This window comes from Nitratireductor lacus, assembly GCF_056431025.1.
In genome coordinates this window covers 1-22,719 of record NZ_JBWKMB010000018.1, presented here as the reverse complement: position 1 = coordinate 22,719, position 22,719 = coordinate 1, and the positions used below count along the sequence as shown (strand labels likewise).

The window sequence follows — 22,719 nt, the reverse complement described above, 5'->3', positions numbered from 1 at the left end:
GTCTTTCACTTTCGATTCCAGGTTCGCCGCCTTTGCGCGTGACACGCTGCAAGGCAGGCAAGAATGTTGTTCGAAACGGATCTGGAACAGATCAGGAGACGATCGGTGGGCGGAACAATCCGAAGGCCAGGGGCGGGTGGGGCGCGTAACCCGCCGGCTCGGTCAGGGGGGCAGGTGTCGGCTGAACGAGCACTGCGTGGATCGGTGGAAGATAGTGACAGTCCATCACACAGCCAGAAGACGCGGAGGCACCGCCATCATCCGAACCTGAACAACAGCGCATCTGTCCCATGTCCGCGGACTGCGCCATCGCGGTGGGCGAACCATCGCCCACAGCCGCCTGCATCGCGGGAATCGATCCCGCGAGGATGAAGACAGCCAGCAGCAAAAGGGTCAAAGCCGAGCGCATGGCCATGCTTTTAGCCTGCGGCGAGGAGAAAATCCATGAAAAGCGCAGACCGCCAGTGCGGCTATCTGCGCCTCCACCCAAGCCGCGCCTCGATCCTGCGTGCGCTCTTCTGGACTAGATCTTTCAGGTCGGGTTCGTCCTGATCGACCTTGTGATCGGGAACCACGATCGAGATCGTCGCCCGGCAGGCCCCTTCTCCATCAATGATGGGGGCTGCGATGCATGCGACGGAAAAGTCCGATTCTCCGGCCTGGATCGAAAGCCCCTCCTTATAGGCCCGGCGTGCGGCCTGCGAGAGGGCCGCCACATCGGTTTCCGCATTTCCGGTGGGTGACGGGCGGATCGCCGCCGAGAGCACGGCCTGACGCTCATCTTCCGGCAGATGACCGATCAGAAGACGGCCCGATGCGGACCAGTTGAGCGGTGTGCGGGAGCCGACGCGCGATGAAACCTGAAAATGGTCGGGACCATCGACCATGGCAAGAACCACCATCTGATCGCCGTCACGACCGCAGATCTGCACTGTCTCTCTGGACGCAAGCGCCAGATCCAACATCTCCTGATTGGCTGCGGAGAGCAGGTCCAGCCGGCGGGCGTAGGTCAGGCCGTAGTGATAGAAGCGCGGTCCGAACCACAGGGCGCCATTGTCCTGCCGGTCGAGGATTTCCTTGCCGACCATGTCTTCAACCAGGCCGTAAATGGTCGATGCCGGCGCGCCGACGGCGCGCGCGATCTCATAGGCAGTGGCCGGCCGGTCGGACTGCTGGAGAAAATCCAGAATCTGCAGGATTCGGTCGAGTGCGCTCGTTCGCGTGCGCTTTTCGCGCGGTCCGTCCGTGGTGGGCTGCATATTCACCGTATCGCCTGTCCCGTTGGTCAACCGGCCGTCTATAGCACCTGCTTTCAGTCCGGCCAATTCAGCAGCCCGGCCTCCAGCCGCATGGCACGCTCGGCAAAAGAACTCACCAGCGGCTCCGGCGCGGCTGCGGCATGGTCGAGCTCTTCGGCGATGCGGCGGGCAACAACGGTCTCCTCGTCCGGATGCAGGTTGCACGGATCGAGGAAGAGATAGTTGTGCTCGGCCTCATGATCGCGGACGATGATCGGAGGATCGCCCGCTGCCAGCCGGTCTGCCAGATCCCACGCCGTAATGCGTGCGATGTTCGGGTCGATGTCGATCCGCAGGCGATCGAGCGGGTTGCCGGTCGGGTCCGGCGTGATGCGCGCAGCAATGCCGGGCCGTCCCTGAAGCGTCTTTGCCCAAAGATCAAGCGCCTTCCGCTCGCGCGCCCGAATGCCGGCATGATCGCGGTTCTCCCAGGCTTCGAGCGCGGCGATGACGCCCGCTATACCCTCCTTGCCGACCTTCATGCCACGGCCGATGCCGAGGTTCTGCAGATAGGCGGCCCGGACAAGCGCCCTGCTGCCTGCAATGATGCCGGAAGTCGGTCCGCCAAGGAACTTGTGACCCGAATAGAGCACCACATCGGCGCCAGCGGCCAGAAAGCCCGTCAGGTCATATTCCGAAGCGGCATCGACGATCACCGGAACGCCTTTTGCGTGTGCCGTGGCGATGAAGTTGGCCAGTGGGATCTGTCCGTATTCGACAACGTGATGCGACACCACATAGACGGCAGCCGCCGTGTTCTCGGTGATGGCACCGGCAAGCTGATAGGCATAGGCGCTCGTCGCCTGCCCCACCGGCACGACTTTTGCGCCGGAAAGCCGGATCGCCTGATCGATGGGCGCTCCATAGCTCACCAGATGCCCGGCCTGCACCACCACCTCGTTGCGGAGGCCGCTGGTGTCCGGCAATCGCTCGATGACCGCAAGATCGCTTCCGGTCATGGCGGCGGCAACCGCGAGCGTGATGCCCGCCGAACAGGACGCGGTGACACATCCGGCTTCAGAACCGGTCAGCCGCGCGATGGTCCTGCTCGCCATGCGCTGCAGGTCGGACATTTCCGTCCACTGACCAAGCACGGAGGCGACCGTTTCGATGGCCTGCGGCACGACGATGGAAGCGCCGAGCGAGGTCATCGTGCCGGACACGTTGATGACCGGGCGCAGGCCGAGCCTGGCGCGAATGTCGTCATTGGGCAGCATTTTCATTGTCCTCTATCGCAATAACAGCTTCGATCTCGACGGTGATCCTGCCCGGCAGCGACCCGAATCCGACAGCGGAACGCGCATGAACGCCGCGCTCGCCGAAAACATCGATGAGCAGGTCTGAACACCCGTTTATCACGGCCGGGTGCTCTGCGAACTCGGGATCGGCATTGACCATGCCAAGGAGCTTTACCACGCGCCTGACGCGCGAAAGGTCCCCGAGCGCGGCCTGCATCACGGCGATCAGGTTGATGCCCGTCAGGCGGGCGTGCCGGTAGGCCTCTTCCGCAGATACGTCGGCGCCGACCTTGCCGGTGTGCTGGCTGCCATCGGGCTCTGTCGGCCCCTGGCCGGAGAGAAACAGCAGGCTCCCCTCCTGCACATGGGTCACGAAATTGGCCACTGGCGGCGGCGGAGGGGGAAGAACGATCCCCAGTGCCTCGAGACGATTGTAGGGCGTCGTTTCCGGGCGTTTGGCAAGCTCGGAAAAACTCATGCGGGAACTCCAAAGGTTCGAGTGTCTTGTTGCCCGGTCAGGGTGACTGGCGGGCGCGACGAGAAATGCAGAACAGGGTATGGTTGCCTTCAGCCTCCGCACTTTCCCGGACACTCCGATGCACGCGGCTGCATCTCATGCAGGACAAGGCTTCGAGCCTGACATTCGTTCTCTCCTGAATATTTCATTATTATGAAATATAATTCTCTATAAAAGAAGGATAAGCGATGCGCGCACAGTGTCAAGCAGGCGCGTGTTTCCACGCGCCTGCAAACAGGGCAGTTATTTTCGGAACGGGCCGAACAGCCCGGAACGGATGTCAGAAGCCGACGATTCGCTCAGGAAGCCAGGTTGCGAGCGCAGGGAACGCCACCACCAGAAGGAGCGTCAGAACCTGCAGCAGAATGAATGGCAGAACACCGCGGCACATCTCGCCATAGGTCATGTTCGGGGGAGCAATCGACTTCAGATAGAAGATCGACGAGGCCATGGGCGGCGTCAGATAGCCTGTCTGGATGACTATGAGCACCAGCGTTGCGAACCACACCGGGTCAATGCCGGCAGCGCGGATGAACGGTGTGAACAGCGGCACGCAGATGAGCACATTGGCTGTCCAGTCGAGCACGAAGCCGAGGATGAAGACCACCGCCAGGAAGAACACGATCATGCCCGTGGGGCCGAGCCCGGCACCGTCGATCACCTCGCGGATCAGCCGCGCCCCGCCATTGGCGGCGAATGCTCCCATGAACATGGTGCCGGCGGCGACGATCAAAAGGATCATCGCTGAAATCCGCACGGTGATCGCCAGCGATTCCCGCAGCATTGCGATCGAAAAGCGCTGATTGACGATGCAGAGGGCGAGCGCACCGGCGGCGCCCACCGCGGCTGCCTCCGTCGGCGAGGCGATGCCCGCCAGGATCGAGCCGAGGACGGCGACGATCAGGAGCACGACCGGCAGAAGGACCGTGGCCGTCAGCCGCAGTTTCTCGGCAAGCTCCACGGGCTCGTCGACCGGATCATCATCAGCCGGTTTGGCCGGATAGAGAAGGCCATGGATGAAGATATAGGCCAGAAACAGCACAACCATCAGCAGGCCGGGCAGCATCATGCCCGCCAGAAGCTTGCCCACCGACATCTGCGCAAGCGAGGCATACATGACGGCAATGACGGAGGGCGGGATCATCGTGCCCAGCGACCCGCCGGCGCAGATCGTGCCGGCAATCAGCGTGTTGCCGTAGCGCGCCTTCTGCATCGCGGGAATGGCCATCATGCCAATCATCACCTCCACGGCGCCGACCACACCGGCGGCGGCGGCGAAGATCGCGCCCATGGCGATGGTCGCCAGCGCAAGACCGCCGGGCAGGCGCGAAAGCCAGAGATTCATCACCCGGAACAGGCGCTCGGCAATGCCGGAACGTTCGAGCAGCGCACCCATCAGGATGAACATCGGGATCGCCGAGAGAATGAAATTCGTCGAGGCCGAATAGAAGGAGCCATAGAGCTGGTTGAACGCGACGGACCCAAAAGCCGCCAGCCCCGCGCCAACCGCAACGATGGTGAGTGAAAACGCGATCGGCAATCCCAGAAGGATCAGCGCGAACAGCGCCGGAAACATCAGTCCTGCAATGAGCATGTCAGGTCTCGATCTTGAAGCTGTCGTCGTCGCGCGGGTCAGTGAGAGCCCGCAGCCCTTCGGCGAAGAGCTGGAGCGCCAGCGCGGAAAGCCCGATCGCCAGCGCACTGTAGAAGGGCCACATCAATGGCGCCCAGGGGCTGACATGCTCCACCTCGCCGGTCATCCAGGCGCGCCAGGCGCGCTGGCCGGCGATGGATGCAAGCCACACGAAGACCGGAAAAAGGACGACAAGAAAGGCCAGGCCATCGATCGCGCCGCGCACCCGTTTGGGCATGCGCGACGACAGAAAATCGATCCGCACATGAGCGTCTTCGCGCAGGGCCTGCGCCGCGCCCAGAACGAAGAGCACGCCGGTGCTCATATAAGCGATGTCGAAGGCCCATAGCGTTGGCGCGCCGAATATGTAGCGCGCCACCACTTCGTAGAGCATGGAGGCGATCAGGATCAGCACCATCGCCTGCGCGACGATGTTCAGACTTGCCGAAATTCGATCCGCGACCGCGAGAAGAGCATGTTTCAAGATCGCCTCCCGCCGGCTTACTTTTCGTTGCGGATCAGATAGCCGCTCTGTTCGGCCCAGCGGTCCTCATAGGCGAGGTAGCCTTCAAGGATTTCGGCCATGCGGGGCTTGCCTTCGGCCTTCTGGGCTTCGGCGGTTTTCTTGATCCAGTCACGGCCCGCATCGGATAGCTCTTTCTGGAAGGCAGCATCGAGCTCGATCACCTCGGCCTTGCTGGCGCGAAGCGTCTCCATCGCCTTCATGTCCTGATCGTAGAAGTGGACCAGCGACTGAAGCGTGGTCAGCTCGGCGGCCGCTTCGATCTTCGCCCTGAGCGCCTCGTCAAGCGCATCCCAGGTTTCCTGCTTGACCACGACTTCCCAGAGGAAGGTGGGCTGATGGACGCCCGGCACGACGATATAGGGTGCGGCCTCGTGGAAGCCCTCCGGCAGGTTGCCCGATGGCGGACCCCATTCGATGGCATCGACGCCCTTGCGCTCCAGCAGGGTGTAGATTTCACCCGGGGGCACAACGGTCGGCACCGCGTCGAAATAGTCGCGCATCACCTCGGCCCAGGGGCCGGAGGTGCGGTATTTCAGGCCCTTGAGATCGGCCGCGCTTTTGATCGGCTTGTTGGCATGCGCCATGATCTCGGAGGAGCCGATGCCCACGACGAGCGACTTCAGGCCTTCTTCCGCACGGATCTCGGCGAGCTTTTCCTTGCCGCCCTCTTCAAAGATCCAGGTGGAATAGGCTTCGGGGCCCATGCCGCCGGGGAAACCGGCAAAAATCGCGTTCACCGGATCCTGATTGACCAGATAGCTCGGTGTCGAGTGACCTGCTTCGACAATGCCGTCCTTGACGCCGTCATAGACCTGCAGCGCCGGCACCAGAATGCCTGCACCAAAAGGCTGGATTTCGACAGCACCATCGGTCAGGAGACCCACATTGTCGGCAAAACGCTCGAGAAAGTTCACGTAGAAAGGCGACCCCTCTGGCACAGACGTCGGAACGCGCCAGGTCACTTCCTGCGCCTGCGCGCCAAACGTCGCAAACGCCACGGCCCCTGCAAGGGCCAATCGCTTAAGGCTGAGAAACATCTCAACTCCTCCATTGTTATTTTTAGACCCGGTGAACCCGTCCGGGATGCACTCAAAATTTATACATCTCCAATTCTCCATGTCGACAAAAAAAATAATTAAATTTTTTAAGCGGCTTTGCACCCTTCCGCACTGTCGGATCGCTCTACCAGAAACAAGAAGGCGCGGCACACATCGCCGTGTGCCACGCCTCGCCATCGTTGCAATGACAGTCCCGCGGGGTCAGCCCAGCGCATCCTCCGGCAAAAGGGCCGCTGGCATGTTCTGGTAGCAGACCGGGCGCAGGAAGCGCCTGATGGAAAGCGTCCCGACGCTGGTGGCGCCGAAATTGGTGCTGGCCGGATAGGGGCCGCCATGAACCATGGAATCGACCACCTCTACGCCGGTCGGGAACCCGTTGACGAGCAGCCGTCCCGCCTTGCGCTCAAGAACGGGGCGAAGCGCCCGGGCCGCAGCGACGTCGCCTTCGTCGAGGTGCAGCGTCACGGTCAGCTGCCCTTCCAGAGCGCGGGCGATAGCCTCCACCTCTTCGGCAGTGCCAGCGCGCACCACCAGTCCGAGCGGGCCAAAGACCTCGTGATGAAGCTGCGGGTTTGCAAGGAACTCCGCTGCCGTGGTCTCAAAGAGCGCCGGCGAAGCCTTGCGCCCCTCCGCTTCGGCCACCATCACCGGGCGCGCCGCACCGCTTTGCGCAACCTGATCACGTCCCGCATTGAACGCCTTCGCGATGCCGTCGGTCAGCATCACCTGTGCATCCACCTGCTTCAGCCCGTCTGCCGCAGCGTCCGCGAAACGGTCGGCTGCCTTGCCATCCATCACAATCGCAATGCCGGGGTTGGTGCAGAACTGTCCCGCGCCCATGGTCAGGGATGTAGCCCAGCCACGCCCGATCTCCTCGCTCCGCGCTTCGAGAGCGTGCGGAAGAACGAACATCGGATTGATCGATCCCAGTTCGCCGAAAAACGGAATGGGCTCCGGTCGTGCCGCACACAGGTCGAACAGCGCACGGCCGCCCGCCAGGCTGCCCGTGAAGCCAACGGCCTTGATCAGCGGGTGCAGCACCAGCGCCTGGCCGACGCTGCGGTCGCCACCCTGGATGAGCGAGAACACGCCAGCCGGCATGCCGCATTTCTCGATGGCTGCCCTGATCGCCTCGGCGACGATCTCACCGGTTCCCGGATGCGCTTCATGCCCTTTCACCACGACCGGGCAGCCAGCCGCCAGCGCGGCGGCCGTATCGCCGCCCGCCGTCGAAAATGCGAGCGGGAAATTGGATGCGCCGAAAACGGCAACCGGGCCGATTGGACGCTGCACCATCACCAGTTCAGGCCTCGGCGCGGGCTGGCGATCCGGCAGAGCCTCGTCGTGGCGACGGTCGAGATAATCCCCCTTGCGGATGTGGGCTGCGAAGAGGCGAAGCTGGCCGGATGTGCGGCCGCGCTCTCCTTCGAGACGCGCGGCGGGGAGACCGGTTTCCTGCGTGCCGATCTCGGTGATTTCGGCGCCACGGGCTTCAATCTCATCGGCGATGGCCTCCAAAAACGCAGCACGTTCCTGACGCGTGCGACGCGAATAGGCCTCGAAAGCAGCTTCAGCCGCCTGAACCGCACGATCCACGAGGTCGACCGTGCCCATCGCAAAGCGATGCGCCGGACCATGCGCCGGGGACGATGCGAATGTGTCGCCGCCAGCGGTCCACTCGCCGGCTATCAGGTGCTTTCCGTGTGGGATGAAGGGCATCGGTCCCCTCCTTCAATTTGAGTTTCGGATCATCTGGCGCAGGCAGGAAGCGCTGGGTTATGACTCCTGCATCTTGCATAGGCTGCCATCTGCATACAAAATGTATGCAAGATTGCAACCCGGCAACCGGAGGAAAGGATATTTTATGACCGAGACCACGCTGGCCATCGGCGACCTCGAGCACATTGTCGAGGCGATCATGCGCAAGGGAGGCTTGTCGCCGCTCCATGCGGGCGCGCTCACACGGGCAATCGTGGCGGGAGAGCGCGACGCCTGCAAATCCCACGGCGTCTACCGTGTCGAGGGCTGCCTGCGCACCATCAAGGCCGGCAAGGTCGTGCCGGATGCCGAGCCTGAACTGACCAGCGATGACAGCGCCATTGTGCGCGTTGCTGCGAAGGGCGGCTTTGCCAATGCCGCTTTCGAGCTCGGCGCCCCGGTGCTGGCCGAAAAGGCCCGGCAGTTCGGGCTCGCGGCCCTGGTCATCAACGACTGCACACATTTTTCGGCTCTCTGGCCCGAGATCGAGGCGCTGACCGCGCATGGGCTTGCCGCGATGGCCATGTGCCCGAGCTATGCCAGCGTTGCCCCTTCCGGCGGCAGCGGCCCGCTTCTGGGCACCAACCCGTTCGCCTTTGGGTGGCCACGGCCCGGCAGGACCCCCTATGTGTTCGACTTCGCCACCAGCGTTGCGGCACGCGGCGAGATCGAGCTTTATCGCCGTGCCGGCAAGCCCCTGCCGGAAGGCTGGGCGATCGACACGGACGGAAAACCCACGACAGACCCGGAAGCCGCGCTCAATGGTGCGATGCTACCGTTTGGCGGGCACAAGGGATCGGCCATCTCGACCATGATCGAGCTGCTGGCCGGGGTGATGATCGGCGATCTGACGAGCCCGGAAGCGCTGGAAGCGCTCGGCACCACCGCTCTGGCACCGGCCCATGGCGAATTGATCCTCGCCTTCGACCCGGCCCGTTTCGCACAGGGACGGGCGGGCGATCCGATGGCGCGAGCCGAGACCCTGTTCGAGGCCATGGTCGGCCAGGGCGCGCGACTGCCCTCTCAGCGCCGGTTTGCCGCTCGGGAGAAGGCGCTTGCCGAAGGCATCCGCCTCACTGCCGAAGAAATGGCGCTGCTCGAGCGCCTGCGCGAAAAAGGGCTCGACGCCGTTTAAACACAGGAGCCCTCCCGGTCCGGGAGGGCTCTTCCACAGGGTCAAGCTGCGTATTTTGCCACTGCGCCCGGCAGCTTGCTCCAGTTCGCGTACCAGTCGCGGAACAATTTGTACTGGGCTTCGGCATAGCCACGCTGGCTCTCCGAGAGTTCATCCGTCTCATTGAAGTGCAGGCGGTATTCCTCGTCTCCGTTCAGCACCATAAGGTATTTGTAGTAGAGAACGAGATCCGCCCCCTCATCGAAAGAGGAGAGCACTGCAAGCGCTGCATCGAGCTCGGAAGCCCGCTGACGCGCATCCGCATCACCGGCCGCAGCGGCCTGGCTCAGCGCGACGAGATGCAGGACTTCGCGGGGAAGCACATTGCCGATGCCGGTGATGGCACCATCGGCGCCGCAGTTGACGAAGCCGTGATAGACCGTGGTGTCGACACCGATCATCAGCTTGATGTCAGGGTCGCCGCTGGTGATGTTCTCCGCTGCATAGCGCAGATCGGCTGCGCCGCCGAACTCCTTGAAGCCGACCAGGTTGGGATGCTCGGCACGCAGGGCGAAGAAGAGGTCCGCCCGGGTGGCAAACCCGTAATAGGGGCTGTTATAGATCACCGCCGGCAGATCGGGCGCAGCCGAAAGAATGGCCTTGAAGTGGTTCCGCTGCGCGGCCGGCGAGCTGCCGCGCGACAGGACACGCGGGATGACCATGAGACCCTCGGCACCGACCTCGGCCGCGTGCGCCGCATGGGCCACGGCGCTTGCCGTGTTCACCGCACCCGTGCCGACGATGACCGGCACGCCGGCCTCAACCAGCCGGGCAACACCTTCCATGCGCTGCGCGTCAGTCAGAAGCGGCCAATCGCCCATGGAACCGCAATAGACCACGGCGCGCATGCCGGCTGCGATCAGCTCCCTGCCCTTGCGCACCAGCGCATCGAAGTCCGGGCTGCGATCAGCCTTGCAGGGGGTCATCAGGGCGGGAATGCATCCCGAGAAAATATGATTGGTCATGCCGATCTCCTTCAAATGCCTGATCTCGTGCGCCGCAATGCATCCGCAGCCGGCCGCTCACAGTTTGGATCATCGGCAAAATATCACTTGTATTTTTTTTGTCGACACAAATTTTCGCGCAACAGCACTGCTGTATTTCAGAGGCGGAGCGTTTTCCTGGGTTTTGATGCTAAAGCGCGATCTTCTGGCGATGGTCGCGGGCGATCATGTTGCGAATCTGCTCAACGATCTGGTCGGCGTGTTCATTGGCCAGCGCATCGGCCTTTTCCACATCGCGCGCCTCAATGGCCGCGATCATGTCCTCATGCTCGACAACGTAGCGTTTTGGCAATTGATCGTTGAACGAGGAATAATAAAGCCGAAGCAGCCGGCGCCCCTCATCGAGCAGGCGCAGAAACAGGCTTTCATAATAGGGGTTGCGGGCCGCCGCGGCGATGGCCGCATGGAATTCGCGATTGGTGGCGATCATCGCCAGCGCGTCCTGTTCCTCGACGGCTTTGGCAAACTCGGCCTGACGGGCGCGGATCGTGACGAGATCGTCCGCCTGATGATTGAGGGCGGCGAGCCGCGTCGTCACGCGATACATCAAGGTCAGCGCATCGAAGAATGTGTGCAGGTTCAGGAAGTCGATATTGGCGACCACGGTCGAACGGTTCGGCAGGGTCGTGACCAGCCCCTCACCGGCCAGACGCACCAGCGCCTCACGAATGGGCGTGCGCGACATGGAAAGACGCTGCGCAAGCTGGATTTCGTCGATCGGTGTACCCGGCGCCAGCGCGAGGTCCAGTATTTCGTCACGCAGCACGTTGTAGACGAACTGTACGCCGGAACCGCGCTTGCGTTCGGCGGGTTTGCGCGTGGCGGCTTCGGACATGTCTGATCCTCATGTGTACAAGAAAAATACTGTTAGGAATGAAAGGGCGTGATCGTCAAGTGCGCACGAAGTCTGTCCGCTGTACTTGACCGGACAGGGGCCGGGCCGGGGTCAAACCGCTCAGAAGATGCTCGACGGTCGTCAGTCTGCGCCGACGACCGACCATCCGACCGGTTCGCCCCTTTGCTCAATCGGCTTTTGCGAAATGCGCCATCTGGTCCGCATGGGCTTTTTTAAAAGCGGGCCGGTCCGTGATCCGCGTTACATAGGCTTCCGTTGCCGGGCGCTCACCGAATGACCGGACCTTGGCGATGCGCAGGACATCAGCCATAAGCAGATCGGCGACCGTGAAACGGTCGGCTGCCAGCCATTCCCGTTCAGCGAGTACGTTTTCCATATGGCCAAGGCGGCTTTCCAGCCAGCCGGTCAGATGATTCTGCTCTGCGCCCCTCACTTCCAGAAACCACCAGGGGACCGAAACCATTTCGACCGAGTTGAGCGCGGCAACCAGCCATTGCAGGGTCTGCGCTTCCCCGGCGGGGTCGCGCGGCATCAGCTTTTCGCTTTTCCGGGCCAGATGCAGCAGGCATGCGCCGCTCTCGAACAGTTCAAGTTCACCGTCACTCAGAAACGGAACCTGACCGAAGGGCTGGTGCGCGAAATGTTCCGGTCCGCGATCTTTGAAGGGGACGGTGCGAACGGCGTAGGCCAATCCGGCCTCCTCGCATGCCCATCTCAGCCTTAAGTCGCGCACAAAACCGCGGGGACCCTCAGGAACCCAGTCATACGTCCAGACAATCAGATCACTCATGACATCCAATCCAGTTCAACCGGTGCTCCCCAGGCGGCATGGTGCCGCCGGCACGATTGCCCGATTTTCCCTGCGGATCAAGGTGCGCGAAGGGGCGCCCCGAAGGAGCGGTCGATCTGTCGGAATTTCAGAGGAGAATTGGTGGAGCCAAGGGGATGATCATCCTCGGGCACCCATCATAAAGAAATTCAGTCACTTACGCAGCCTGAGTCAATCACGTGTATACCACGCTCGTGTTCCCGATGGAAGCATCAGATGCCGGCTGTGCCCTAGAAATCTGCTGCTAGAAGAATTACCGTCAACCCCAGTGAGAATACTGTCAGCCACTTGATGACAGTCAGGTCATGCTGGACCCGACGGAGCTCGTCGTCCAGCTCAATGCCTTGTCTGGATCGCCCTTCAGAATTTAGTCGCCGACTTCGGCATCGCCAGCCACACATCATGGCCTCCTTCATAAATTGAGTACCTCCCGCCTCCCAGCGTGCCACATGCGCGCGCAGCCGACCATCTTACGCGCGCTTGACATCAACCCTGCGGCGCGACTTTCTCTACCAGCTTCATCAGCGCGTCCTCCATCTTCGCAAGCCCATTGCCGCTCGGCATGGCCCCGAACGAGATCAACATCTCTCGAAGCCGAGCGTAGTCACCTTGCGATAGATAGAGCTGAACCACACGAGCGTCCTGGACCGGTGTCTCTCCTCGCAACTGGACTTCAAGATCGTGTGCCGTGAATTGCTCAGCCAGTTGAAGCAGATACTCAGAATTGTTCTCTGTCAGGTAGCGACCGATGATCTGTAGCTTCGTCCAGCCGATGACGAACAATCGTTGCTCCGGCACATTCTCAAACTGTCGAGCGATCCGGGCAAGAGCATATGCCTTGCGGTTGCTGAGCCCCGCGAGTTGGGCGACCTTCAGGAAGATATCAGGACGCTCGTCCTGCAGTTCCCGCAATCCTCTGGCCGCCCTCAAAAAGTTGTCGCCAAGGAAATTGGCTATGAACTCCACCTTCTGTTCAAACTCGGACGATTTATCTGGCACAACGAACTCCGACTACATGGGATACATATCTAAGCCTGACAAATTATCACTTAATATCAATATCCTAGTGCGACGCCACTGATCCTAGCCCCTTGCTGCATTAGCCTTCAAAAATGGGAGACCGGAGAATTCGCGGCTATTCGAAGGCCGCAATTGAGATGCGTTACAGTCCTCTGCAACCCATAATGATCTGGTGAATGCAGCGCTGCCAGCCACCGGTTGGCTTGCGCTTCAGGTACCGGGCAGAAATATTACCGCCCGAGAGCAACGAGGCTTTGACGCCGGCGAAATCGAAATCAAAGATTTGGCAGAGGAAGACGATTAGAGGGGGAACTCATGCGCATCATCATTTCACTCTTGCTCGCGGTCCTATCCAGCCCCGCATTTGCTTCCGACTGCACAGTCACAAAGGCCCAGTATGATGCCCTCGAAACGGGGATGAGATACCGACAAGCGGTAGATGTCCTCGGCTGCGAAGGAGAGGAAATGAGCAGTTCCGAAATGGGCAGCTTCAAAACCATCATGATGATGTGGGAGGGAAATAGCCTGGGCGGGAACGTGAATGCGATGTTCCAGAACGATAGGCTTATCCAGAAGGCGCAATTCGGCTTGAAATGAGATCACGCCTGGGTTCTATCCAAGATACATTCAATGCTGTCGGCGTTCCCTCAAGACCGATGTTTCGTTTCCGGCACGTAATAACCGGCAGGAGGGCTACAAATCGAGGGAATGGAAGGTGGTTTTCGTCAGCGCACTGTTCGCCGTCGTAATGATCGCATCGATCTACGCTGTAGCGATTTATTTGACGGGGTAGAAGTGAGACAGGAATTTTCGGAATTGAGGCGTCACAAGATGAACTGGCCGCTGCTTTTGGTCTGCATCGCTACATCCTTCGCGACCGTCGCCATTATCTATGGCGTGTTCGAATTGCTGTTCAGGTGAATGTGAATAGTGCCAGGGGAATGATTGATACGCCGTTTCTTTACCGATTAGTTCCGAAGTCTTCCCTGAGCTGCCAGCCACTCTCCATCGGTATTGAACCGCGCCGGGTTTGCCGGAGCCATTTGGTTTAAGTTATGCGGCCACGGCCGTTTGATCCAGCATGGCGAAATATTGTTCCTCAGCTTCAGCCGGAGGGATGTTTCCTATGGGCTCCAGCAAGCGCCGGTGATTGAACCAGTCGACCCATTCGAGTGTTGCGAACTCGACGGCTTCGAAGCTTCGCCACAGCCCGCGCCGATGAATGACCTCGGCCTTGAAGAGACCGTTGATCGTTTCGGCGAGGGCATTGTCATAAGAATCACCGACGCTGCCGACCGACGGTTCGATCCCGGCCTCGGCCAGTCGCGCGGAATAGCGAATGGACACGTATTGAACTCCCCTGTCGGAGTGGTGCACGAGGCCGCCGCCGTAGGCGGGACGCCGATCATGAAGCGCCTGCTCCAGGGCATCGAGAACGAAGGTCGCATGCGCCGTCCGGCTGACGCGCCAGCCGACGATACGCCGGGCAAATGCGTCGATGACGAAGGCGACGTAGACGAAGCCCTGCCAAGTGGCCAACATACGTGAAGTCCGAAACCCAGAGCCTGTCCGGCGCCGGTACCTTGAATTGGCGGTTCACACGGTCGAGCGGACTGGGGGGCCGACTTGTCCGGGAACGTCGTTTTGACCGGTTTGCCACGAATGATCCCCTGAAGCCCCATAGCCCTCATAAGCCGTGCCACCGCGCAGCGGGCAACATCGAAACCCTCCCGCTGCAATTGCCGCCAGACCTTGCGCACACCATAGACCCGGAAGTTCTCCTCAAAGACACGGCGTATCTCGATCTTCAGAGCGATATCGCGGCGAGCGCGGGACGACAGACGATCCACGTCCACCCGCTTGGCGATATTCTCGTAAAAAGTCGACGGGGCAATTGGCAGAACTCTGCAAATCGGCTCGACCCCGAACACCGGGCGATGTTCATCGATGAAGGAAATCATCGCTTCAATGGGCGGTCGAGCTCCGCCTGGGCAAAATATGCTGATGCCTTGCGCAGGATATCGTTGACCTGACGAAGCTCACGGTTCTCCCGCTCCAGGGCCTTCATCTTCTCGGCCATTTCCGCCGGGATACCGGCCCGCGCACCACTATCAACCTCGGATCTCTTGACCCATTCGTACAGCGTGTGCGCTGAGCAGCCGATCTTCACCGCAATTGATACGATCGCCTGCCAGCGAGAGCCGTGCTGGCCTTCATTGTCCAGCACAAGGCGAATCGCCCGTTCGCGGACTTCAAGGGAAAACTTGTTCGTCGTTTTGCTCATCGTGCTCCATCCTACTCAGGAGTTGGAGCCTCCGGCAAACCCGGCGCGGTTCAGTATTCTTATGATGGTTCATCAATCGTTTACCATGCCAGGGCCAATATCCTCATTGCGCGATTGGTTCTGAGTACGCGCCATTTTTGAAGCCCCGCCTTGCCCCCCGTACTGCTAGGCGGGGTATTCGTTTCAGGGGTTCGTCAATCTCTTGCCCAGACGAGCCAGAACAAGTTGTGAATGGCTATATGGAACTCGATCCAGACCATCTGAGTTGAGTGGGTGGGTACGATTGCCCGCAAATCTATTCCCGCCGGGCACGCCCATGACAGTAGGAGAATTGAGCATGATCAGGAAACTGCTGATAACCAGCGCAGCTGTCGGCCTGTTGGCGAGCAATTCAATCGCTCAGACGACCAACCCTGCCCCAACGGAACCTGTTCCGGTTCAGCCTGAAGTCGAAATGGTTGTGCGTGCATCTGGATTTCTTGCATCTAACATAATCGGCAAATCCGTGTACAGCGGCCAGGGAGAGGATGCGCAGAACATCGGAAAGGTGAACGACCTCGTGATCAGTGAAGATGGTGAGGTTGATGCAGTCATTGTTGGCGTCGGCGGATTTTTAGGCATCGGCCAGAAAGAAGTCGCACTACAATACGATGTGGCAAGTTGGGCCGAGTTGGACGGTAACCGGTGGCTGGTCATTGAAACCAATGCCGAAGCGTTGAAAGCCCTGGATGACTTTGATCGATCAGCTTACCAGCCAATGCCGGCTGATGCAGATATTGCCGAACCAAAGCCTGCAACGGCAGAGGAAATCAAAGCTGCGGAGGAAAAGGCCCGAGCCGAGCAAGTTGAAGCTCAGCAAGAGCAATAGCCTGCCTTTACTCGACCAAGACTAGTTCACACGCGTTGTCTCCGCCAGGCGGCAACGCGAGCCTTCGTCCGTAGGTCGGCAATTCACGTCTCTATTCGAATAAAAGGCTGACTGAGTCATCAGTTGCGGCCCGTGGGCTCTCCGCGCACAAATATCGTTACCTTACCACCGTCGCCATACTCCATCGCAATGATGTCGCGCAGCAAGATCGAACGGGAGTCCACGGCGTGATAGAAAAGAGCACTGCCTTCGATTGACTCTCGCAAAACGGCGATTTCAGTTTCGTGTTTCAGTAGCGCGTCGTCTATCGGCGTCTTCTCCTCATCAATGTCGGGTACGAAAACGATGTCCAATTCGTCGAGGTTAAATGTCTTCCGAACACGCTCCGCATTCTCATGCGTGTTGGAAATCGCCGCCACAATTCGCGCTGCATCGGCTTTTGCCTGCGTCCGTTCGGTCTTAACGTCCGACCCGACGATGGTGTCGATCGCTTCATCGCTATCCAAGCCCTGCGCGAACAATAAGGTATTCGGAGACACCGCGCTCAACAGCACAAATACAGTGAGCATGTGCGTCCACGTTGCCCCACCCTGATTGGAAGAACCGAAGATGTTCCACTGCCAAACGATCATTGAGCGTTCCTTAGCTGAGTACCTCGCCGCCATCGATCACAGTCCGCTGGATATCATCATTCTGCCGCAATGCAAAAAACGCCCCTACCAGCGAAACCGGCAGGGGCGAACAGGGTATGATCTACGGGCGCCGCTCACCGTCTCACCAATGATCGTGACCGAGATACGATAGAATGAGCATGTGGAGATCCCAACAGATGCGCGGCAGCCTCATTCCTTTACCTGCGCGAGGAGAGGCCATCCTTGTAGACCCTGATTTGACGCCCCCTGCCGATCATGATGACCAAGCTTGGAAAAGCAGCAGCCGCAAAGCCATGGCCCAGAGCATCAAAAACACTGGGGTGTGTTCAGCTAAACCTTGGATCGCTGTATCCCCCTTCGACGGCTGAGCACCTTAATCTGATCAAGCGCCAGTTGTAGGTCTGCTTCGGTCAAACCGCGTGCGATCGTCTGGAGTTCCTCGAGCATCTGGGTTTTGCGATGCGACATTGGTGTGCTTTCAAAGTCGAACAGCGTCTTGAGCGGGACATCGAGGACCCTGCAAAGCTGTTCTATCGTACCGAAGCTCGGCAGGCTTTTCCCACGTTCAATATTTGACAATGCGTCAACCGAGCGCCCCATTCGTGAAGCCAGCTCTTCTTGGGTCAGATGCCGTTCCTTGCGGATAGCTCGGAGGCGAAGGCCCAGTTTCTGCTTGGTGTCCATTCACCCGTAGTGAAATACGGGTTGGCAACTTTAAACAGATACTTCTCCGAAAGTTTTCTGGAGTACGGATAACTATACGGATTTGAATGTCCGACCGGACTTAATGCGGAGTAAGGGTGCCATGAGCTTAGTTAAACTGCGCAGCATGAGAGCCAGCGGAGAGATTTCCGCCGAAGAGTATGAGCTTGCCAAGAAACTTCTGGAGGAAGAAGCCAGCAAACCGCAGCAGGGGGTCTTTCAACGCTTGAAATCCGACAAGGCTACCACTCCGAAATGGCAGCTGTGGGTGACTTTACTGGTTGCGCTGACGGCATTGGGGTATGTCACCTCCAAGAGAGGGGAAAGCGTCCAGCCATCGGCGAAGATTCTCGACCTCACCCAGCTTGGCAGCAATGACCTCCTTGATGTGAGCGAGTATGGGCCTGGATTTCGTGTGTCCCGCGATGAGTACGGGGAACGTTGGCCCTATTACCGGTTTGAGTCAGCCATCGTTCGCTGCTTTGTCGACAGCGAGACGGGGAGGCCGATGGTGACAATCCAATATGACGGCGGCGGAGTTGTGTATGGCTTGAATGGAGCCGCTATGGGCGCAGGTGGATTTCCAGACCCTCGTCCCTTTGTCGTCCGCGACGAGTATGAGCATATCAAAGCCGGAGTCCCCAATGAATGGATATCGCGTGGGCTGAAGAAATGCGCCCAATGAAGCTTGCCAAGACTTTGCGCTGGGGTCCGGTTCACCACAAAGCTGGAGGAAATCCCTTGTGCAATTAATTGCACAAGTAAGCGGTGTTCTGCCCCCACGATGCCCTGTCATCGCTGATCTGTGATCGGCTTTCCATGGATGAGCAAAGGGAGTTTCGGCCAGACGAGAGGCAATCCGATCCGGGAGGTCTACAGCTCGCCCAGAAACTTGATCGCTAACTCCGATACTTCCTTCGCTCGCTCTTGCTGAAGCCAATGGCCCGCGCCTCGAAGAACATGGGAGCCTCGTAAGCCAGGAACCAGGTTCGGCATTGCAGCAATAATCTGATCCATGCCGGGTATGGCGAGGCCAGTATCGCGTTCGCCGATCATGAAAAGCGCCGGCACCTGGACCTGCTGGCCGACGTAGGCTTGCTGCAGTTCCCAGTTGCGATCAAGGTTGCGATAGTAGTTCAATCCTCCGGTGAAGCTTGTCAACTCGAAGGCTCTGACCATTTGTTCGAATTCGCGGCTGGGGAGCCAGTCCGGCAGCTTGGCGGGAGTTGGGAGGCTCGCCAGCAACCCGGTGCTCTTCGCGACCATTCCGAATGGATTGGGTGTTCCGTCGCCTGGCTCACGTCGGCCTGCTTCCCCGCTCGCTGCGAAAATGAGCTTGCGGAGAGTCAAGCTCACATCGCGGTTAAACTCCTCATCGGCGAGCTTGGGTTCTTGAAAATACAGCGTGTAGAAAAGTGCATCTTCGGTCCGCGGGAAAATCTTCGATGGCGGCACCGGCGGCTGTCCCATCATCGGCACGCTGAGTGCGACGACAGCACGGAACCGATCTGGCCGCATCAGCGCGGCTTGCCATGCAATTGTAGCACCCCAATCATGACCGACGACGACGGCCTGTTGCTCACCAAGCGCATCAAGCAGTGCCACCAGGTCGCCAACCGCGTGAAATACCGTGTATTGATCCGTATGTTCCGGCGCGTCGGAACTGCCATAGCCTCGCATATCCGGCGCAACAGCGCGGTAACCAGCTTTTGCGAGTGCATCAATCTGGTGTCGCCATGCGTATTTGGTCTCAGGGAAACCGTGGCAGAAGAGAACCAACAGGCCTTCACCGGCATCGAGGATGCTCATGTTGATCGTGCGGGTCTTGATAAGTGTCTCTTTCACGGACGCCTCCTGAATTGCTGGCAGGGCGATTGAGGGAAAGGCAAACACGACCGGCGAGAAAATCAGAAACTGGCGGCGTTGCATTTGCGCTCCTTCTATCGCGTAACAATATGTGTTACGCTTAGAGCGAATGTCAACATACCGTAACTATTATTGTTGCAGAAAGGTGCGGAATGACGACCGACGGTCGGCTGGCCAGAATGCTGCATGTGCTGGTTCACATGGGACTACTCGGTGGCAGGGAAACGTCAGAACGAATTGCGTTAATGCTCAACACAAATCCTGTTGTTGTGCGCCGCACGCTTGGAGCACTCCGCGACGATGGGATCGTCGAGTCCGAAGGTGGCCGAGGAGGCGGTTGGAAACTGACCCGATCGCTTGATGAGGTCACTGTGCTTGACGTCCAGCTCGCTCTAACAAAGGGCCCTATCCTCGCCGCTCCCATCTCACGAGATCACCCAACCTGCCCAGTCGAGCGCGCATCGAATTCTGTGCTGGAAAACGCGCATGCTGCTGCAGAGGCCCATCTTATTGCGAAGTACGCCGCCACGACACTGGCGCAGATAGCGAACGATGCCAAACATGAGGCGTCAGGGACCTCTCACTAGGCTGATTGCTGCAAGCGCTTTGTCGAATAGGCGATGACCCTGGCGCGAACAGATGTTTCGTCAGTGTGCAAGAGGCACCGCTTACATTGCACAAGGGGCGCTGCTATCTAATTATGGTGCGCTACTCGACAGCATGCATTCTGCATTTCAATCAGAAGTGCAGTTCATCACATCCATCAGTGATGTGGATGGCACGTAGATCGAGTCGCCTGATTGGTCTTTCTGGCCAGCCAACTTAATTCCCCAGAATGATGAGGGCCCACCTCTGATGGGGGGACCGTTCCATTTTTCGCGAAGGTAATCCTCCCATTCAGACTTTACCGCTTTTTTACGCGGGCTTGGCCTCGACCTGGAGTTTAAATAGTTATTGATACTTTTGACCGGACACCAGCTATTGTGAACATCGGAGAAGCGAATTTCTCCATTGGGCAATCCGCGTTTTATCGCGCCTAAGATGGTGGCGTCAAAAAAGTGAGCGTCACGCAAGAATATATCTGAGGCGTTGCAACACGCCCTGAAGTCGTTCAGGTGTAAGAGATCATTATCTGCAAACCCGAAGAGCATCCCGCTGTTTTTCGTTACAGCACGAATTTTGAGCAGATTTGCCAGCTTAATCTCAGCAGGCAGTACATACTCACGCCCGACACGAGAGGCCCCGAAGTTTTGATATGCACTTCGCATTCCAGGAAGCAGCCGGTCGAGCAACTTGCTATGATGACCGGTGTGCTCTACTGGCCACTTAAGATATTCCACGGAAACGTGCCGAGCACCTCGCTGACCCAATTTCTTTATCAGAGATACCGCATCCTCTTCTGCCCCTATCAGTAACGGTTGCAGTCTGCATGAGACAGGTATTCCTTGCTCTGCAAGAGAAGTCACAAGGTGCAACCGCTCCTCTTGCGCGGGAACTTGCTTTTCGAGCTGTCTCGCCAACTCGGCTGGTGCGCCAGTGTAAGAAATTCGTACATAAAAGTTCCCTCGTTTGAGAACGTCTAGGTACACGGGAGATTGCAGCAGAGTGCTTTTGGTGCTGATGAGCGTAGGATAGTCGTACTCGGCCAGGGTCTGAAGAATTCTCAGCCCTACACCATGCTTTTGCTCCAATGGCGAGAATGGATCGGTCATACCTCCGAACTGGATCGGAACCCCTTTGGCAAGCATCTCATCGAGTGCGCTTGCGATTTGATTTTCCGCCACCCGCTTTAAACGGTTTCGAATTGCTGTAGGGGATGCAGCTGATGCTGCGCTCATTCCCCTGGCCCCTCCCCTGGCTTTAGCGAAACAGTAGGCGCACGCGAACTGGCAGCGGTCAAACGCGTCCAGGCGGATAGGTACGCTACAGAAAGGGACTTGGCTCGTAATGCTTAGTGCGTACTTGTAATTTCTCACGTTTAGCCGAATAGAAGGAACTTTAATACGAAGTAGATTTGCTGGAAAACGACTATAAATACCAAAAAAAACGAAACGGTTAATGCAGCCCACGTAATGTTCCGCCGCATCATACCGTATCTCGCGGCAGGGCCGAATATCTCCCAAAATAATTCTCTCTGACGATTTTCGTTATCGTCGTCGTGAGCGACAACCTCCCAAAATACATCATCCCACTCAAACACGAAAACAGTGCCACGTTCCAACACACTGGGATTGTGCTTGGGCGCAGGCCCCTCCACTCTAGTCGCAATTTTCTTTTCTATAAGACGCTGCGCAATGCGTTTACGATCAAGTTCTGCTCGCCAGACGCGGCTCAACTCCCAGGTAAGAAAACGGGGTGAGTGGGATTGTTTCAGAAACTCAGCGAAATTAGGAAACTCACGAACGAAGCGTGGGCAAGCTATTTGGTATGTCACGAATGCGATAAAATACGCCAGTGAAGCGAACCAAAGCAGATACCAATTGAACGGGAGCGCCAACTGTAGGACGTAAGACTGCTTCCCCAACTGAATTGGGACTGTTTCGGGAAAATCCTCGATTATGCTTAGTGCGATCGGGGCCAGGGCAAACCAACCGATGAATGCTTTGACAACAGCCGGTTTAAAATAGTGTCGCAGGTTCTGCCAATGCCCGGCTACCTCTCGCCAAGTCAGCCACCAATTCTTGAACAAGCTGATGATCACTGCATTCCTCGCATACGAACATCAATACGACGGGTAAAGCACGCTGGGGTCAAACTGTATATGGATTAGTTTCCTGTCTACTGACAAATGTCGCTTACTGTGTGCAATTAATTGCACCGACAACAGCACCACTCCAACCCTTTCCTAAAAGAGCATCCAATGCGCCTGGACGCTGCACCCCATGCGTCGAAGCAAAGAATTTTTCACGTGTTTTCAGATACTTATTTTCCGGGAAATTCCGCCGGAATAAGGTCGACAATCCATACCCTAACTACAAACTAAACTTCCAGGAGTTTTTTGGCGACAGCCGGCCAATCGCTCCAAATCTGATCTGGTTGCCACCATGGCTTGCCGTGAGCAGCGAGATGCTTCTTGTAACGCTGCCTACGCTCCTTTGGCAGCAGCGACAGAGCATTGCTTAAACCACGCACCTGAACGCTGTCGCAAAACATAAGCCACTGCCATGGGGCTTTGGCTGGGGCTTCTCCACCAGGTGGCGAAGGTAGGTCCTCGACAAGCTTCAGACTGGAGAATGGATTGGCCAGCTCCGCCAAGCTGTGTAGCGGAAAAGATTGCCCAACAAGACGGCGCTCGATCCGAACGCCACTGATACCCTTCCACGCCTGCCCCATCGCACTGGCCTGCTGCCGGTTTCGTGGACACCGAGATAAGGTGTTTTTGACGAAACCGGAGTTTGTGAATGCAGAGAAGGAAGTTTAGCCGCGAGTTCAAGC

General features: G+C 58.6%; 22 protein-coding genes, 1 pseudogene and 1 other annotated feature. Of the genes and pseudogenes, 5 read left to right on the top strand and 18 right to left on the bottom strand.

Going from position 1 to position 22,719, the window contains the following annotated elements; translation table 11 throughout:
• Nucleotides 1-91 precede the first annotated feature (91 nt).
• The 8 genes from AC07E3_RS15865 to AC07E3_RS15830 form a co-directional block, all read right to left on the bottom strand.
• Entirely contained in the window at nt 92-415 is a 324-nt protein-coding gene (locus AC07E3_RS15865; protein ID WP_478363232.1) for a hypothetical protein, read from the bottom strand.
• Between the two features lie 55 nt (nt 416-470).
• The gene (locus tag AC07E3_RS15860; RefSeq protein WP_478363230.1) at nt 471-1,259 is read right to left on the bottom strand and encodes an IclR family transcriptional regulator; all 789 of its coding nucleotides are present in this window, start codon (nt 1,257-1,259) and stop codon (nt 471-473) included.
• Between the two features lie 53 nt (nt 1,260-1,312).
• Nucleotides 1,313-2,515, bottom strand: a complete 1,203-nt coding sequence (locus tag AC07E3_RS15855) for an aminotransferase class V-fold PLP-dependent enzyme (protein WP_478363228.1) — start codon at nt 2,513-2,515, stop codon at nt 1,313-1,315.
• A complete protein-coding gene (locus tag AC07E3_RS15850; protein WP_336070596.1) occupies nt 2,502-3,014 on the bottom strand; it encodes a RidA family protein in 513 nt (170 codons plus the stop codon). The genes AC07E3_RS15855 and AC07E3_RS15850 overlap by 14 nt, the downstream gene beginning before the upstream one ends.
• 319 nt (nt 3,015-3,333) lie before the next feature.
• Nucleotides 3,334-4,647: a TRAP transporter large permease gene (locus tag AC07E3_RS15845; protein WP_478363225.1), complete on the bottom strand. Its 1,314-nt coding sequence runs from the start codon at nt 4,645-4,647 to the stop codon at nt 3,334-3,336.
• A gap of 1 nt (nt 4,648) precedes the next feature.
• Nucleotides 4,649-5,170 carry a TRAP transporter small permease subunit gene (locus tag AC07E3_RS15840; protein ID WP_336070600.1) on the bottom strand — a complete coding sequence of 174 codons (522 nt, stop codon included), beginning with the start codon at nt 5,168-5,170 and terminating at the stop codon, nt 4,649-4,651.
• A gap of 17 nt (nt 5,171-5,187) precedes the next feature.
• On the bottom strand, nt 5,188-6,249 hold the full coding sequence (gene dctP, locus AC07E3_RS15835; RefSeq protein ID WP_090329030.1) for a TRAP transporter substrate-binding protein DctP: 1,062 nt from the start codon (nt 6,247-6,249) through the stop codon (nt 5,188-5,190).
• Nucleotides 6,250-6,471: 222 nt separating this feature from the next.
• Nucleotides 6,472-7,989, bottom strand: a complete 1,518-nt coding sequence (locus AC07E3_RS15830; protein WP_478363222.1) for an aldehyde dehydrogenase (NADP(+)) — start codon at nt 7,987-7,989, stop codon at nt 6,472-6,474.
• A 145-nt stretch (nt 7,990-8,134) separates the two neighbouring features.
• Here AC07E3_RS15830 and AC07E3_RS15825 point away from each other — a divergent pair, with 145 nt between their 5' ends.
• Nucleotides 8,135-9,163 carry an Ldh family oxidoreductase gene (locus AC07E3_RS15825; RefSeq protein WP_090329028.1) on the top strand — a complete coding sequence of 343 codons (1,029 nt, stop codon included), beginning with the start codon at nt 8,135-8,137 and terminating at the stop codon, nt 9,161-9,163.
• Nucleotides 9,164-9,204: 41 nt separating this feature from the next.
• Here AC07E3_RS15825 and AC07E3_RS15820 read toward each other — a convergent pair whose 3' ends face one another.
• The 4 genes from AC07E3_RS15820 to AC07E3_RS15805 all read right to left on the bottom strand — a co-directional run bounded on the left by AC07E3_RS15820 (nt 9,205) and on the right by AC07E3_RS15805 (nt 12,890).
• A complete protein-coding gene (locus AC07E3_RS15820; protein ID WP_322340082.1) occupies nt 9,205-10,167 on the bottom strand; it encodes a dihydrodipicolinate synthase family protein in 963 nt (320 codons plus the stop codon).
• 169 nt (nt 10,168-10,336) lie between these two features.
• Nucleotides 10,337-11,041, bottom strand: coding sequence for a GntR family transcriptional regulator (locus tag AC07E3_RS15815; RefSeq protein ID WP_336070609.1), 705 nt, complete (start codon nt 11,039-11,041; stop codon nt 10,337-10,339).
• 187 nt (nt 11,042-11,228) lie between these two features.
• Nucleotides 11,229-11,852, bottom strand: a complete 624-nt coding sequence (locus AC07E3_RS15810) for a glutathione S-transferase family protein (RefSeq protein ID WP_336070611.1) — start codon at nt 11,850-11,852, stop codon at nt 11,229-11,231.
• A gap of 525 nt (nt 11,853-12,377) precedes the next feature.
• Nucleotides 12,378-12,890: a hypothetical protein gene (locus AC07E3_RS15805; protein ID WP_478363217.1), complete on the bottom strand. Its 513-nt coding sequence runs from the start codon at nt 12,888-12,890 to the stop codon at nt 12,378-12,380.
• A gap of 336 nt (nt 12,891-13,226) precedes the next feature.
• Between AC07E3_RS15805 and AC07E3_RS15800 the strand changes: the two genes are divergently transcribed.
• Complete coding sequence (locus tag AC07E3_RS15800; protein ID WP_478363215.1) at nt 13,227-13,508, top strand: DUF3862 domain-containing protein; 282 nt, start codon at nt 13,227-13,229, stop codon at nt 13,506-13,508.
• A gap of 456 nt (nt 13,509-13,964) precedes the next feature.
• Here the strand turns inward: AC07E3_RS15800 and AC07E3_RS15795 are convergent.
• Nucleotides 13,965-15,195, bottom strand: a pseudogene (locus tag AC07E3_RS15795) (IS3 family transposase).
• Nucleotides 14,798-14,914, bottom strand: a sequence feature (AL1L pseudoknot). (Overlaps the previous pseudogene by 117 nt.)
• Nucleotides 15,196-15,532: 337 nt before the next feature.
• Between AC07E3_RS15795 and AC07E3_RS15790 the strand changes: the two are divergent.
• The gene (locus AC07E3_RS15790) at nt 15,533-16,063 is read left to right on the top strand and encodes a PRC-barrel domain-containing protein (RefSeq protein WP_478363213.1); all 531 of its coding nucleotides are present in this window, start codon (nt 15,533-15,535) and stop codon (nt 16,061-16,063) included.
• Between the two features lie 119 nt (nt 16,064-16,182).
• Here AC07E3_RS15790 and AC07E3_RS15785 read toward each other — a convergent pair whose 3' ends face one another.
• Both AC07E3_RS15785 and AC07E3_RS15780 read right to left on the bottom strand, forming a co-directional pair.
• Nucleotides 16,183-16,695: a hypothetical protein gene (locus AC07E3_RS15785; protein WP_478363211.1), complete on the bottom strand. Its 513-nt coding sequence runs from the start codon at nt 16,693-16,695 to the stop codon at nt 16,183-16,185.
• A gap of 351 nt (nt 16,696-17,046) precedes the next feature.
• A complete protein-coding gene (locus tag AC07E3_RS15780) occupies nt 17,047-17,400 on the bottom strand; it encodes a helix-turn-helix domain-containing protein (protein WP_478363210.1) in 354 nt (117 codons plus the stop codon).
• Between the two features lie 121 nt (nt 17,401-17,521).
• On the opposite strand from AC07E3_RS15780, the gene AC07E3_RS15775 reads away from it, so the two are divergent.
• Nucleotides 17,522-18,103 (top strand): SHOCT domain-containing protein, encoded by a 582-nt coding sequence (locus AC07E3_RS15775; RefSeq protein WP_478363208.1) that lies wholly within the window; start codon nt 17,522-17,524, stop codon nt 18,101-18,103.
• A gap of 188 nt (nt 18,104-18,291) precedes the next feature.
• Here the strand turns inward: AC07E3_RS15775 and AC07E3_RS15770 are convergent, their stop codons facing one another.
• The gene (locus AC07E3_RS15770) at nt 18,292-19,347 is read right to left on the bottom strand and encodes an alpha/beta fold hydrolase (RefSeq protein WP_478363206.1); all 1,056 of its coding nucleotides are present in this window, start codon (nt 19,345-19,347) and stop codon (nt 18,292-18,294) included.
• A gap of 89 nt (nt 19,348-19,436) precedes the next feature.
• Between AC07E3_RS15770 and AC07E3_RS15765 the strand changes: the two genes are divergently transcribed.
• A complete protein-coding gene (locus AC07E3_RS15765) occupies nt 19,437-19,871 on the top strand; it encodes an RrF2 family transcriptional regulator (protein WP_478363204.1) in 435 nt (144 codons plus the stop codon).
• Between the two features lie 147 nt (nt 19,872-20,018).
• Here AC07E3_RS15765 and AC07E3_RS15760 read toward each other — a convergent pair whose 3' ends face one another.
• Both AC07E3_RS15760 and AC07E3_RS15755 read right to left on the bottom strand, forming a co-directional pair.
• The gene (locus AC07E3_RS15760) at nt 20,019-21,260 is read right to left on the bottom strand and encodes a radical SAM protein (protein ID WP_478363318.1); all 1,242 of its coding nucleotides are present in this window, start codon (nt 21,258-21,260) and stop codon (nt 20,019-20,021) included.
• 2 nt (nt 21,261-21,262) lie between these two features.
• Nucleotides 21,263-21,985 (bottom strand): hypothetical protein, encoded by a 723-nt coding sequence (locus AC07E3_RS15755; protein ID WP_478363202.1) that lies wholly within the window; start codon nt 21,983-21,985, stop codon nt 21,263-21,265.
• Between the last annotated feature and the right edge of the window lie 734 nt (nt 21,986-22,719).